Annotated in this window: 12 protein-coding genes, 1 tRNA gene and 1 pseudogene; 9 read left to right on the forward strand and 5 right to left on the reverse strand. The window is 55.7% G+C overall.

Annotation, left to right across the window (positions count from 1 at the left end; genetic code table 11):
- Positions 1-18: 18 nt before the first annotated feature.
- The gene (locus tag ABD890_RS18725) at positions 19-1,494 is read right to left on the reverse strand and encodes a DUF1501 domain-containing protein (protein WP_345093324.1); all 1,476 of its coding nucleotides are present in this window, start codon (positions 1,492-1,494) and stop codon (positions 19-21) included.
- A gap of 75 nt (positions 1,495-1,569) precedes the next feature.
- Positions 1,570-3,966 (reverse strand): PSD1 and planctomycete cytochrome C domain-containing protein, encoded by a 2,397-nt coding sequence (locus ABD890_RS18730; protein WP_345093326.1) that lies wholly within the window; start codon positions 3,964-3,966, stop codon positions 1,570-1,572.
- 462 nt (positions 3,967-4,428) lie between these two features.
- Here ABD890_RS18730 and ABD890_RS18735 point away from each other — a divergent pair, with 462 nt between their 5' ends.
- From ABD890_RS18735 to ABD890_RS18750, 4 genes are all read left to right on the forward strand, one after another.
- Positions 4,429-5,583: a XylR family transcriptional regulator gene (locus tag ABD890_RS18735; protein ID WP_345093329.1), complete on the forward strand. Its 1,155-nt coding sequence runs from the start codon at positions 4,429-4,431 to the stop codon at positions 5,581-5,583.
- A gap of 191 nt (positions 5,584-5,774) precedes the next feature.
- Positions 5,775-6,479, forward strand: a complete 705-nt coding sequence (locus ABD890_RS18740) for a class I SAM-dependent methyltransferase (RefSeq protein ID WP_345093332.1) — start codon at positions 5,775-5,777, stop codon at positions 6,477-6,479.
- 274 nt (positions 6,480-6,753) lie between these two features.
- A complete protein-coding gene (locus tag ABD890_RS18745) occupies positions 6,754-7,773 on the forward strand; it encodes a DUF1559 family PulG-like putative transporter (protein ID WP_345093335.1) in 1,020 nt (339 codons plus the stop codon).
- A gap of 56 nt (positions 7,774-7,829) precedes the next feature.
- Positions 7,830-8,147 carry a hypothetical protein gene (locus tag ABD890_RS18750; protein ID WP_345093338.1) on the forward strand — a complete coding sequence of 106 codons (318 nt, stop codon included), beginning with the start codon at positions 7,830-7,832 and terminating at the stop codon, positions 8,145-8,147.
- A 98-nt stretch (positions 8,148-8,245) separates the two neighbouring features.
- On the opposite strand, the gene ABD890_RS18755 is transcribed toward ABD890_RS18750, so the two are convergent.
- Positions 8,246-9,244 carry a methyltransferase gene (locus tag ABD890_RS18755; RefSeq protein WP_345093341.1) on the reverse strand — a complete coding sequence of 333 codons (999 nt, stop codon included), beginning with the start codon at positions 9,242-9,244 and terminating at the stop codon, positions 8,246-8,248.
- Between the two features lie 316 nt (positions 9,245-9,560).
- Here ABD890_RS18755 and ABD890_RS18760 point away from each other — a divergent pair, with 316 nt between their 5' ends.
- From ABD890_RS18760 to ABD890_RS18775, 4 genes and pseudogenes are all read left to right on the forward strand, one after another.
- Positions 9,561-10,211: a hypothetical protein gene (locus tag ABD890_RS18760; RefSeq protein ID WP_345093344.1), complete on the forward strand. Its 651-nt coding sequence runs from the start codon at positions 9,561-9,563 to the stop codon at positions 10,209-10,211.
- Positions 10,212-10,382: 171 nt separating this feature from the next.
- Positions 10,383-10,628 (forward strand): annotated as a pseudogene (locus ABD890_RS18765) (type II secretion system protein); the annotation flags it as partial.
- 33 nt (positions 10,629-10,661) lie between these two features.
- Positions 10,662-10,970 (forward strand): DUF1559 family PulG-like putative transporter, encoded by a 309-nt coding sequence (locus tag ABD890_RS18770; protein ID WP_345093346.1) that lies wholly within the window; start codon positions 10,662-10,664, stop codon positions 10,968-10,970.
- 117 nt (positions 10,971-11,087) lie between these two features.
- Positions 11,088-11,159: transfer RNA gene (locus ABD890_RS18775), tRNA-Cys, on the forward strand.
- Positions 11,160-11,241: 82 nt separating this feature from the next.
- On the opposite strand, the gene ABD890_RS18780 is transcribed toward ABD890_RS18775, so the two are convergent.
- Positions 11,242-11,736 (reverse strand): VanZ family protein, encoded by a 495-nt coding sequence (locus tag ABD890_RS18780; protein ID WP_345093349.1) that lies wholly within the window; start codon positions 11,734-11,736, stop codon positions 11,242-11,244.
- Between the two features lie 115 nt (positions 11,737-11,851).
- Between ABD890_RS18780 and ABD890_RS18785 the strand changes: the two genes are divergently transcribed.
- Positions 11,852-12,595: an SGNH/GDSL hydrolase family protein gene (locus ABD890_RS18785; protein ID WP_345093352.1), complete on the forward strand. Its 744-nt coding sequence runs from the start codon at positions 11,852-11,854 to the stop codon at positions 12,593-12,595.
- 21 nt (positions 12,596-12,616) lie between these two features.
- On the opposite strand, the gene ABD890_RS18790 is transcribed toward ABD890_RS18785, so the two are convergent.
- On the reverse strand, positions 12,617-13,375 hold the full coding sequence (locus tag ABD890_RS18790; RefSeq protein WP_345093355.1) for a hypothetical protein: 759 nt from the start codon (positions 13,373-13,375) through the stop codon (positions 12,617-12,619).
- Between the last annotated feature and the right edge of the window lie 62 nt (positions 13,376-13,437).

The following is a 13,437-nucleotide window of genomic DNA, read 5'->3' on the forward strand; positions in this document are numbered from 1 at the left end:
TTTCTTGACCAGGACAGCCTAAGAAATGACTTCGTGGATCGGTTCGACGTGTTCGACGCCGACCAATTTTTGATCCAAACCGCTGTAGAAATAACTCAAAGCGTTTGGATCGAGACCCAACTGATTCAAAATCGTGGCGTGAATTCGCTTCACATGCAGTGGGTTTTCAACCGCTTCGGCACCCAGCTCGTCGGTGGCACCGTACGACACGCCACCCTTGATACCGCCACCAGCCATCCACATGGTGAAACCATACGAATTGTGGTCACGGCCAGTACCCTTTTCGTATTCGGCAGTCGGCTGACGACCGAACTCACCACCCCAGATGATCAGGGTGTCGTCCAGCATGCCCTTTCGCTTCAGGTCCTTGATCAGACCAGCGATTGGCAAATCGGTACGACCAGCATGGTAGTTGTGGTTCTTTTCCAGGTCGCCGTGCGCGTCCCAGTTGTTGTCGTTGTGGTGACCGCCCGAGTAAAGCTGAACGAAACGAACGCCACGTTCAACCAGACGGCGAGCCAGCAAGCAGCGACGGCCGAATTCTTCGGTTTGTGGGTTGTCGATACCGTATAGCTTCTTTGTTTCTTCCGTTTCATCGGCCAGGTCAACCGCTTCCGGAGCATGTTCCTGCATGCGGTAAGCCAGTTCATAGCTATGAATTCGAGCGGCCAACTCCGAGTTATCCGGCCGATCTTCCAGATGATGCTGGTTGGCTTCCTTCATTGCATCGAGGATACGACGTTGAGCCGCCCGCGACATTCCTTCTGGAGTCGCCAGATCGATGATTGGGGCACCCTTGCTACGGAACATCGTGCCCTGGTAGTTGGCCGGCATGAAACCGCACGTCCAGTTCTTGGCACCGCTGATCGGACCGCCCGATGGATCGAGCATCACGACATAGCCTGGCAGGTTCTGGTTGACCGTGCCCAAACCATAGGTGATCCACGAACCGAGGGTCGGGAAACCGCTGAGAATACGGCCCGAGTTCATCATCAACATGGCCGAACCATGGATCGGCGAATCAGCCTGACACGACTTCAGGAACGAGATGTCGTCGACACAGGTCGCCAGATTTGGGAACAGTTCCGAGACCCACTGTCCCGACTGGCCATATTGCTTGAAGTTCCATTTAGGCCCGACAACGCGACCTTCGTTCTTTTCGCCGCCACGACCTTTGGTTTTCACTGGAACGGTTTTGCCGTCGAGATCGTACAGCTTTGGCTTGTAATCGAACGTGTCGACGTGGCTCGGACCGCCATACATGAACAAGAAGATGACATTCTTCGCCTTGCCTTCAAACATCGGCTGACGGGCGGCCAATGGGTTATCGAAGGCCGACACACCGTCGGCAGCGACGGCCTGATTCGCCAGGAAGCCATCCTTGGCCAGCATGTAGGTCAATGCGAGACCTGGGAACTTGGCCCCAGCGTTCCACAAAAACTCGCGCCGAGTGTTGCCACAATAGGTTGATTTCGGCATTTCCGAGTTCGACATGATTCACCTTCCTCTTACATATGGATTCTTACACTGAACAGCTCACGACATTCCAGCAGTTGTGGAAATGACGCCTTAGTCCAGGAAGAAGAATTCGTTCAAGTTGATCAGCATCAGGCAGTACAAGTCGAATGACCGTTCGGCATCCAGACCATGGTCTTTCTGCAAGTCATTCATCAGCGAGATACCAACCTTCACGTCGCGGTCGTTGGCTTCGCGGGCCATCGCAAATTCGATCGCTTCGCGAATCTTATCTTCGGGCGTGGTCGCTCCGGTTTCGCGAACTCGCTTGGCCAATTCTTCAGCCTGCTGATTCGCAAAGAAACCATTGATCATCCCCAAGGCCTGAGCGGGCTGCGTGGTCACAAACCGTTCTTCGCAAGGGGCGTCTGTATCGGGGAAGTCGAAGGTCGACAGCAGTGGCGTCACCAGCGATCGCTTCACGTGGATGTAAACCGCGCGGCGAGCCTGTTCGTCGTACGCCGAGTTGCCCCAGCCGTCACCAGGCTTCGACTGGCCAGCCATCACTTCGTCCGAAATCTTCGGATAGAAGCCATGACCGTACATCTTGTCGTTCAGGCGTCCGTTGACCAACAAGATCGAGTCGCGAACCTCTTCAGCCGTTAGACGACGCGAATTGAATCGCCACATCATGTCGTTGCCGGGGTCTTGGGCCAGCCCCTTTTCGGTCCCGTCGGACGACATCTGATAGGTTGCCGAGAGCATCATCAGCTTCTGCATATGCTTGATGTCCCAGCCACTTTCCACGAACTCGGTAGCCAGCCAGTCCAGCAGTTCTGGATGGGTTGGAGGGGTGCCGAGCTGACCGAAGTTGCTCGAGGTTCGCACGATGCCGCGGCCGAACTGGAATTGCCAGATACGGTTCACCATCACACGAGCGGTCATCATGTTCTTGTCTGAGGCAATCCACTTGGCGAGCACCAGACGGCGTCCCGAGGTTTCCTGGCCATCCTTTGGTTCTGGAATTTCAGGCTTCGGTTCATTGAAAAACTTCGGGAAGCCTGGCTCGACCACGTCACCAGGAACGTGGGGATTGCCACGCATCATGATGGTGGTTGGCTCTGGCTTCTTATCACTTTGATTCACCGCCAAGGCGAATTCACGAGCCGGCAGATACTTTTCCTTCTCGCGCAGACCATCCATCTGCTTCTTCAGTTCGCGATACTCGGAAGCGTCGTTCGGGACGAGATCGGCGATTCGTTCGTCCATCTTTTCGCGACGACGGTTGCGATCGCGTTCCTTACGGATCTCTTGGCGTTCTTCTTCAGGGAGCTGTTCGATGGCCGCCCGAACGATCTGGTTCATTCGGTCTTCGACGGCTCGCACTTCCCGATGGTGGTTTTCGTGAGCCGAAATGATTTCTGGGCCCGAGATTTCTTTCTGGCTGAAGGCGACACTACCACGCGTACCGTACGGTTTCATTCCCTTGAAGAAGGAAAGGAATTCGTAGTAGTTGGCCTGAGTGATCGGGTCGATCTTGTGGTCGTGGCAACGAGCACAGTTGACCGTGACCGCCAGGAAAGCCTTCCCGGTGGTGGTAATCAGGTCATCGTATTGATCGTAAATGTGCAGCAGCGGATCGGCTGGTTCGTCGTCCCACACACCGAGGCGATAATAGCCAGTAGCGATGATCGATTCTGGCGTGGGGTTTTCGATTTCATCGCCAGCCAACTGCTCGAGGACGAATTCGTTGTAGGGCTTGTTTTCGTTGAAAGCACGAATCACGTAGTCACGATACTTCCAGGCATTCGGCTTGACGCCGTCTCGCTCATAGCTGTTCGTCTCGGCGAAACGAACCAAGTCGAGCCAATGTCGGCCCCACTTTTCACCATAATGCTCCGAGGCGAGCAATCGATCGATCAGCTTGGCATAAGCGTCTGGCGATTGATCGGCTTCAAATGCTTCGATCTCTTCCTTGGTCGGCGGCAGGCCGGTCAAGTTGTAATAGGCCCGGCGGATCAGGGTCCGCTTCGAGGCCTTCGGGTTCGGCTCAAGGCCCCCTTCTTCCAACCGAGCCAGAATGAACTGGTCGATTGGATTCACGGCCCAACCTTCATGTTCGGTTTTGGGTGGTTCTGGATCGGCAACTGGTTCGAAGGCCCAGTGCCCCTGATACTTGGCCCCCTCGTTGATCCAGGTCTTCACCACTTCAAGCTCCTCCGGCTTGAGGGGATCGCCTTCGGGGGGCATGCGTTCGAATTCGTCGGTCGACAGAATCCGGCGAATGAGTTCGCTTTCTTCCACTTTGCCCGGCACGATGGCAATTTCGCCGGAGTCGGTTTCCCCCGTTGCGATCTCTCGATCGTCCAAACGAAGGCCCCCCTCCTGAGCCCCAGGACCATGGCAAGCAAAGCACTTTTTCGCCAGAATTTGCTTGACATCGCGGTTGAATTTAACGGTGGCTTCCGGCTCGTCTTGAGCCTGGGCCAGACCGGTGCAAACAGCGACCATGGTGCAAACCATGGCCAACATCGACGACCGGGAAATGCGCGATAAATAGAGCATTGGCAACAACTTAAGGCGGATTTGAGGTGGAATCAGGTGCCTGATTTTACGAGTGGTATTGGAAGGGCACCCTCTAAATCTAAAGAGATCTTCCTACATTACACCCTCAATTCTTGTACTTGGGGCACTCAGAATCAATGAGATTTCCCGAAAACCTTTTGAGAGCCTTTTCCTACCGAGAATCCTGGCACCGTATATGGGTGGAATTCCGATTTAAAATCCTTTGCCGAGCCCACTTGAGCCGCAATTCCCTCGATCGTAACCCAGGAATAAAAATCGGGGAAAATTTCCCTGGAAATTTGGCACACGATTGCTTTTGAGAATCGTTTCGGCTCATAATGGGGTCCTTCCTTGATAAGCATCCTCATCAAATACTGAGTCTCTTTTCCAATGCAACGACGCCGTGTCATGCTCATCGTGGAGACCTCGCTGGTCTACGGTCGCGAGGTCCTTCGTGGAATCAATCGCTATGTGGTGGCTAATGAACCTTGGTCGATGTTCGTCGACCTGCGCGAACTCGCATACCGCCCGCCTGCCTGGTTAGAGAACTGGGACGGAGATGGCATCATCACTCGTAGCACCACTCCCAGCCTTGCCGAGCAATTGAAGGCGTGGAATATTCCCACAGTCGATCTCACCGATATCTATGGTGACCAAGGCTTGCCGCATATCGGCACCGATCACGAAGCGGTCGGTCGGATGGGCGCGGCCCACCTGCTGGAACGGGGATTCCGTCACTTCGCGTTCTGTGGGTTTAGTGGCCACAATTGGTCCACGCGACGCTATCACGGTTTCAAAGACGCCATCGAAAAGGCGAGCGGCCCGGTCGAATTGCTGGAAGGTCCTTGGGATTCTTCGTCGGCCCTGACCTGGGAGCAACAGCAAGCCCAGCTTTGTGATTGGCTGCGGGGACTTCCTCGGCCCATCGGGATCATGGCCTGCAACGACATGCGTGGTCAGCACGTGCTTGACGCCTGCCGCCGGATCAACGCCGCCGTTCCGGAAGAAGTCGCCGTAATCGGCGTCGACAACGACGAACTCGTTTGCGAGCTCTGCGATCCGCCACTTTCCAGCGTGATGCCAAATCCACAACGCATCGGTTTTGAAGCCGCTGCCCTGCTCGACCGCCTCATGAAGGGGGAAGAGCCAACGCAGATGAGCAAGCTGGTCGAACCACTGGGGATTGTGACGCGCCAGTCGACCGACGTACTGGCGATCGAAGATCCGCTGGTTGCCTCAGCCGTGAAGTACATCCGCCAACATGCCTGCGATGGCATCTCGGTAGTCGACGTGCTGCAGCATGTGCCGGTCTCGCGAAGCATCCTGGAACGTCGCTTCCGAAAGTTCATCGGACGCAGTCCCCAGGCCGAAATCCGCAACGTGCAGCTCAAACGGGTGAAGCAACTGCTTCGCGAAACCGACCTTCCGCTCGAGCGAATCGCCGGTCTCTCTGGCTACGATCACCCCGAGTACATGAGCGTGGTTTTCAAGCGTGAACTCGGCCAAACGCCAGGCCAGTACCGAACCCAAAACGTCAAAGGTGCTTCGCGTCGCTTCCGATAAGCAACGCCGAGCCAGAAAAGATCGACGGCCAGTTCCCTGGGAACTGGCCGTTTTGATTTCGAACGCCAGCTTCGAGGAACGATCCAGGTCGTCCTTTCCCAACGTTGACCATTGGCCAGCGGACTACTAGATTTGTCGGTACGCCGATTCTTGGCGATCGTGGCCAATCCACCACCTTGAAGGTTCGTCCCATGCCTCGCTTGTTCCTGCTTACCATTGCTGCCCTCTTGTCGCTCGCCGGCTGGACCCAGGCCCAAGAGAAGCCCACCACCGAAAGCGTCAAGCCAGGCATCAACGACTCCTTCCTCGATCCCGATCTCGATGTCGAGCAATGGGTGAATCGCTTCGAGGTCGAAAGCCGAGAGGTCTTTCATGCGAAGGACGAAATCATCGAACGCTTGAAGCTAAGCCCTGGCGACCGGATCGCTGACATCGGAACCGGTACCGGTTTGTTTGTTGAGCCGTTCTCGAAAGCGGTCGGCGACCAAGGCTGGGTCTATGCCCTCGACATTGCTCCCAAGTTTGTCGAACGCGTCGAGAAGCTGGCCGAAGTGCGGAAGCTCACGAATATCACGCCTGTCTTGTGTGGTCAGAACGACATTCGCCTTGCCCCAGGCACCATCAACGTTGCATTCATTTGCGACGTCTATCATCACTTCGAGTACCCAGCCGAGTCGCTTGCTTCGATTCATAAAGCGATGAGCCCTGGCGGAAAGTTGGTCGTGATCGATTTCAATCGCATTCCCGGCGAATCGCGAGACTGGACGTTGAACCACGTCCGCGCCGGCCAAGAGGTCTTTCGAGAAGAGATCGAAAAAGCAGGCTTCCGTTTCCTGGGTGAAGTCAAAGTCCCGTCGTTCCAAGAGAACTACTTCCTTCAGTTCGAGCGCCGGTAGCCCACGCTCCTGGGTGGCAATGGAGCAACGCGGCCTCTTCCAAGCCGCCGAAACGCGGGTCTTTTTGTTCTGGAGCGGCTCACCCCCTCTGCATAGGCATGCAACCCACTCCCCGCGATTTTCCCCGCTAAAAGCCAACTTTTGCCGCTTAACAGGGGACTCTTGCTCGCTCCGCAATCTTCCATGCGAGCCCTTGTATAATTTTATTTCCGTAAATAAAATCCCTTCTCCTTCCGCATTTTTCCTCCCATAACCTCCCCCTGGATCCCCCCAAATGTCCAAGCCTAAGCGCTTGGGGTTCACCTTGGTTGAACTCCTGGTCGTCATTGCCATTATTGGTGTCTTGATTGCTTTACTGCTGCCAGCCGTGCAGCAAGCCCGCGAAGCCGCTCGCCGTATGAGCTGCTCGAACAATTTCAAGCAATTGGGCCTGGCGTTCCACAACTATCACGACACCTACCAGACCTTCCCAACTTATGTGCTGCGTGCTGGTGACCCTGCGGTTTCTCACTGGCAGAGCTACAGCGGTCTGACCTCGATCCTGCCGTTCATCGAGCAGAACAATCTGCGCGAACAGATCCGTTCGTCGTCGAACAACTTCTTCCTGTCGAACGAGAACAATGCGGTCCATCCGCGCCATCGCCTCACGCGGATCGATGCGTTCGTTTGTCCTTCCGACGGCGACTTCCCCGATACCAACTTCAAAGGCAACACGAACTACGCAATGTCGGCCGGCTCGAACCTTGGCTGGGACGTTTCGGTGGATCAGCAGAATGGTGCCTTCCGTCGCGATCAAGCCACGAACTTCGCGAGCATGACCGACGGTACCTCGAACACGATCATGCTGGGCGAGATCCTGAAGGGCAACAACAGCAGCTCGTCATACAAGTACGATCAAGTCGTGGTCAGAGGCCAAAGCTGGAGCGGTTCGTTTCTGTCGACTTCCCAGGGTGCCATCACCCAGGCAACCGTCGATGGCTACGGCTCGACGTGTGCCTCGAACAACAGCTCGCTTTCGGTTGTCCCAGGCCGCGAGTGGATTCGTGGTGTGAACTACATGGCTGTCTTCACCACGTTGGCTCCACCCAACTGGAAGTATCCCGCATGCCAGGCCTGCTCGGTCTGTGGTGCCAGCGATAGCCGCGGTGTGTTCCCGGCGCGCAGCCGTCATCCAGGCGGAGCGATGCACGGGCTGTGCGATGGCTCGGTAAGCTTCATTGCTGAAACCACCGACTACACCACCTACCACGCGATCGGTTCGCGAAGTGGTGGCGAAACGGTCACGCTCCCTTAATCGGGGCCCGTTCGCGTCATGCCTACTTCCCGCCTTATATGCTGAAGATACTCGCCATGAAGTTTACCTCCCGTATTGTTATCACGCTTGGTCTGGCAGTCGTCGGTTTCGTCGGCTGTTCCGAGAATGCTCCGGTTGCCGTGACGCCGCCGCCAGCGATCAAGACCTTGGAAGTTGCCTTGGACGAGATCAACAAGGCTGGGCAGATGGGCAGCATCGCCGACGAACTGCCGCGTCTGGTCGAAGAGATCAAAGTCGCCGATCCTGACAAGGGTGCCGCCCTCGAGAAGGACCTTGGCGAACTGCTCGCCGCACGTGGTGGTGCAGCCGTCCGAGCGAAAGCAAAGGCGATGTCGACCACGCTGACGAAGTAACGTCTGCGTTTCACCCAGTAACGATCGCCAAAACAAAAGCCCGACTGAAGGGGATCACTTGAGTCGGGCTCTTTTGTTTCGAATGGCGTGCTGCGTGGTTATACCTTCGATGCTTCCACGATACTGATTTCAGAATCAGTCGGAACGACTCGCTCGAGTCGGAAGCCTGCTTTGGTGAGGAGCTCCTGGTATTCGAGCTCGGTTCGTTCTTTACCGCCTGGGATCAGCATCATTACGATATCGAGCAGCTTGCCGCCAAAGGGGTCGTTGCCGGCGGGGATGACACTTTCGACGATCAGCAGCTTGGCATCGTCAGGCATCGCGGCGTGGCAGGCATTTAAGATCTTCAAGCAGCTTTCGTCATCCCAGTCGTGGATGATGTGCCGCAAGACGTAGGCATTGGCACCTGCAGGTACCGACTCGAAGAAGTTGCCCCCCACACGTTGGCAGCGATCGGCCAGGTTGGCGTCGGTGAAGAGCGATTCGGCCCGCTCGATGACGTGAGGCAGATCGAACAGGATCCCTTTCATGCCGGGCGTGTGCTTCAAGATCGATCGAATCTGCGAGCCATTCCCGCCGCCGATATCGGCCAGCACGCCGAACTGCGAGAAGTCGTAGACGTTCAACAACGCATCTACTTCTCGGCCATGAATGCCGACCATCGCGGCATCGAAGATCTTCGCCTTGCTGGGGTTTTCTCCCAGGTACTGAAAGATCGGCTTACCATAGACATGATCGAAGGCGGTCTTACCGGTTCGCACGCTGTATTCAAGTTCAGCCCACGTGCGGAACTGTTCGTCGCCGGTCATCAAGGCCAAGGCATACTTGGATCCCGGTACATCTTTGCGAAGCGGTTCTGCCGAAGGAGTCAACGCGAAGTGCCGTGGGTCGGTTTCCGTAAAGATCCCGACGCTCGCCAGACCTCGCAGAACACGGTATAGGGCGTCGGCGTTAGCCGCACTCGCTTCTGCCAGATCTTCCACCGAACGGGGACCCTCTTTCAGCAGATCGGCGATCTCGAGTCGAGCAGCGACATAGATCAACTGCGATACCCAATAGCCGGTAATCAAACGATCCAATTGCAATTCGTGCGACATGACGCCCTTGCTGTGCCGGAACATACCTCTGGGGGAAATTCCGCTGCCCGAACGAGCGGGCACGGATAAGTCCGAATTGTGGCAAATAGATCGACACATTCAATCTGGCTAGCAGGGGTTTTCGTCGATTTTCTTTCTACCGACCTTCGCCCACAAACGGCCCCGTTTACACGGCAACGAAACAGCCTTTCAGTAAGTCGACTTTTCGCCGCAGAACCGCGGCATTTCGTTTCGTCCCTGTGGTTAGCTCCAATAAACTGAAGGCAGACACGATGCCCCGTTCCCTTCTGCTTTCCTTTTAACTTCAGCTCTACCGATGATCACCTACACTTCGACCACTGCTCGTTGGGTCGCGATCGTCATCACGGTTTTCGTGATGACAGGCTGTGCCCAGTTTGAACACCCTTTGTCTCCCATAGAGGAAGCGAAGGTCGACCCCGATTTGCTCGGAACCTGGGTGGTCCAATATAAAGATGAGAATGGCGTTGACCTGGAAGCCTACATCCACATCGGCGAAGCGGGCGCACTCGATCCTGACGATAACGACAGGAACATCCGTATCGAGAACTGGCGAGATCGCCATGCACCATTCCCCTATAAAGGTCTGACGCGGATCGTGTGCGTTTCTTACGAAGCCGAGGGCAAGCTGAAATCGGAAAGCTGGCTCGCCTTTCCAACCAAGATTGGCAAACAACGGTTCGCGAGTGTCCCGATGTCTCAAGATGGCGAGGTGGTCTCGTACTATTTCTGGCGTTACGAGGTTAGCAACGATCAGTTGAAGATCTGGACCGATACAGTTGACGAAAAAGTCGACTCCCTGCTCGAGAAGCAACGCCTGACGCGAACTGACTCACTGATCACGAACGACACCGCGAGTTTACGAAACTTATTGGAAGAAAACGGCGGCGACATCCTCTTTGCTGAAGCTCCTTCTAACACCCTCAAGCGGCTGAAGAAATCTAACTAGTGGCATGGTTATTTCGGCCAATCTTGCCCAGCAAGTTCGCATCTTTTTAACGGCTGCCTAGTCGGCGTGTAGCGACTTGCCACTGCATGGATCTGCTTTCGTGCGGCATTGTCTCCTCTTCATCGCCGCACACTCGTCATTCGATTCGCGCTTTCGTTGAGAGCCTGTTGAATGCAGAACGAAATTCGAACAGACCGCGCGCGTCGGTCTGGTTTTACCCTGGTCGAACTGTTGGTGGTCATTGCGATCATCGGCGTATTGATCGCCTTACTCTTGCCTGCGGTGCAACAAGCACGCGAAGCGGCGCGGCGTATGTCCTGTACGAACAACCTGAAGCAACTCGGGTTAGCAGTACACAACTATCACGACAGGTTCGGTTGCTTTCCGCCGGGAGGCATGACCTACTTCAACCCTGGCGGCAATGGCGACGGTAACGCCTGAGGCTGGGCGTTGCATCTGTTTCCTTTTTTGGAACAAGACAACCTCGACGAAGCGTTGAAACCAGGGACCATTCGCCTCGACGAAGCCGTCACCGATGGCACCAGCAACACACTGATGATCGGCGAACGTGTTACCTGGCTAAAAGAACCAGACGGGTACGACGCTCCCGATGACGACGACTCGACCCCAGGCGGAAAGTGTCCCTGCGTGGGAACGAATCGGTATGGCTTCTCGTACGACGGAGGCTATCTGTGGGACTCGGCCAACGTCGAACAAGGAAACCGAAACGAAATCAACTTCGAACTCGCTTCCCAATGAGGCAGGTATCTCCCTACCTCCAAAGCACCGGGCCGATCTATTCTGAGTAGGTCTGGTGTTTTGGTTTTTCACGTTTGCAGCGCGAACCTTTCTAGTAACAGCCACCTCTACCCTTACGACGCTGATGCCGACCGGCCAGGCGGTTGCCTGCAAAGCAACTTCAAGTGGGTTCGACTCCCACCGGCGTTTCTGACCGATCAACTGCCTGCTCGGATTACATCTTACTAGGGTTGTATCACCATCTGGGCATCTCCTTCGTTGATCGATCTTTTCATGTTGCTTCAACTGCCGGTGCTTTGGTTCTTCGCGAAGCTCGCCAACCTAGGACGCCACCGGCGAAGAAGACGCCCAGCGAGTCAATCAGTACGTCGGTGACGGTGCCATGACGATCGGGTACAAACGTTTGATGCCACTCGTCTCCGGCGGCGTACAGAATGCAAACGATCATGGCTGCATTGATCGCATGGCGAGTCGAGAGCCAGCCGATGGCCTGAAGCGCCCAGCTAACCAGCCAGGTTAAGACAGCGAATTCGGTGAAGTGCCATCCCTTCACGATCGTGAACCACCAGATCCCCCAAAAAACACGAAACTCGTACATCGCTTCCGCATCGAGATTCAGAAACTCTTGGATCCGCCGAAAGAACTCTTCAGGCCGGATCACATAGCACGACGTCGCAAAGATTGCCGCCGCCCAGAACAGGGCCAGCAGCAAGATCAGCCGTGCCCCCAGCGACCACTTTGACCTCGCATTTGGTTCACATTCCATTCGGCCCGGTCCCTTTCTCAACGCGAGGATGGCACTGCGTGCATCTCTGTTGGGGATCGACTATCATCATGCATAGTCCTTCCCTACCCTGCACTCCTGCTCGAGTATCCTCATCATGAAAATGATCGCCCTGACGATTGCCTTGGCTCTGTTAACCTCGACGAGCCTCGTTGGCCAAGAGATTTCTAAACCGGCGAATAAAAAGCTGGGCCAATGGGCTGAAACGCCAGATCCGAAACTGCCCAACGTGCTGATTTTGGGCGACTCGATTTCAATCGGTTACACGCTGAAGGTTCGTGAAGAACTGGAAGGCAAGGCGAACGTCTTCCGCCCCCACACCGCCGATGGCAAGAAGGCCGAGAACTGCAGTGGCACCACGAAAGGTGTGGAGTCGATCGATCGCTGGCTAGGCGATCGCAAGTGGGACGTCATCCACTTTAATTGGGGTCTGCACGACTTGAAGCACGTGACCGAGCCAGGCGGCAACACCGTTTCGACCAATCCAAAAGATCCTGTGCAAGCCACTGTCGATCAGTACGCGGCGAATCTCGAAAAGATTGTCGCCCGCCTGAAGAAGACCGATGCCAAGCTGATCTTCGCGACCACCACCCCGGTTGTGCCCGGCACCAAGGGTCCCCTGCGTGAACCAGAATCGCCTGGCAAGTACAACGCCGCGGCTTTGAAGATCATGGAGGCCAACGATATCGAAATTGATGACCTGTATACGTTCTGTCAGCCTCGCTTGGACGAGATTCAATTGCCCAAGAACGTTCACTTCTCGGACAAGGGCTCGCAGGCCCTGGCAGAGCAAGTGGCATCGGTCATCGAGAAAGCACTTGCTGCCAAGCCATCTAACTAGTGCGACTCATCAAGTGGTCGCCTAGCGAAGCTGTCGCAAGGTAACCACAACTTCCGCCGAATCGTTGCCGGGCCGGACCTTATTGATTCGGCCCTCGCGACTTAGTTCTCCGACATGAGTTCGGTTGGCACCTGCCACCACAAAGGCCGTGATGTAGTATTCGCGGTCTTTTCGCGGCTGGAAGTCCTTGCCAAGCTCAAACGGCACACTCTCTTCTTTGCCAGCGGCGTGCGAGAAGTCGTCGATTACGACCTCATCGATCAGGTCAGCCGATACGTCCGCGAGCAAAGGATCGTACTCGAACAGCTTGATCTCAAGCGCGTTCCGCTCGAAACCGGGCAGGTCCTTGCCGATCAGAATCTTGCCATGCACGGCCGAAGCGTTCATCGGCTGCCCGTTGATCGTCTTCACGCCGTCACGATCGACCGCAACCATGCGATAACCGAAGCCCGGCCCAGCCATTCGGGTCCCACCGACGACGTACTTCAGGTTGCCGTCGGCTTCCAGTTTCGGATTCAGCATCACCAGATTCGGCCCGTCGACGGTTCCCACGATCACCAGCTTCTTTTGGAAGTCAATGCCAGGCAACGCTTCCTCGCCGCGGAATGCTTGCCACAACTTCTCGAACGTGGCCCGATCGGTCACGATGCCTGACTTGGGCACCTGCTTCAAAGTATCGTTGATCTGGATCTTGCCAGAAGCGACGTTCTCTGGCTCGGCGGCCGAAAGTGCCGACAGCGTTGCCAACAGTAAGCCAAGCGTTAAAAGTACGAGCCGCATAGAAATCTCCTCACCGGGAATTGAGCATGTTTGTCACTGATCGAGACGAATCTCAGCGGCGA

Source organism: Bremerella cremea (genome assembly GCF_039541315.1).
Classification (GTDB): Bacteria; Planctomycetota; Planctomycetia; order Pirellulales; family Pirellulaceae; genus Bremerella; species Bremerella cremea.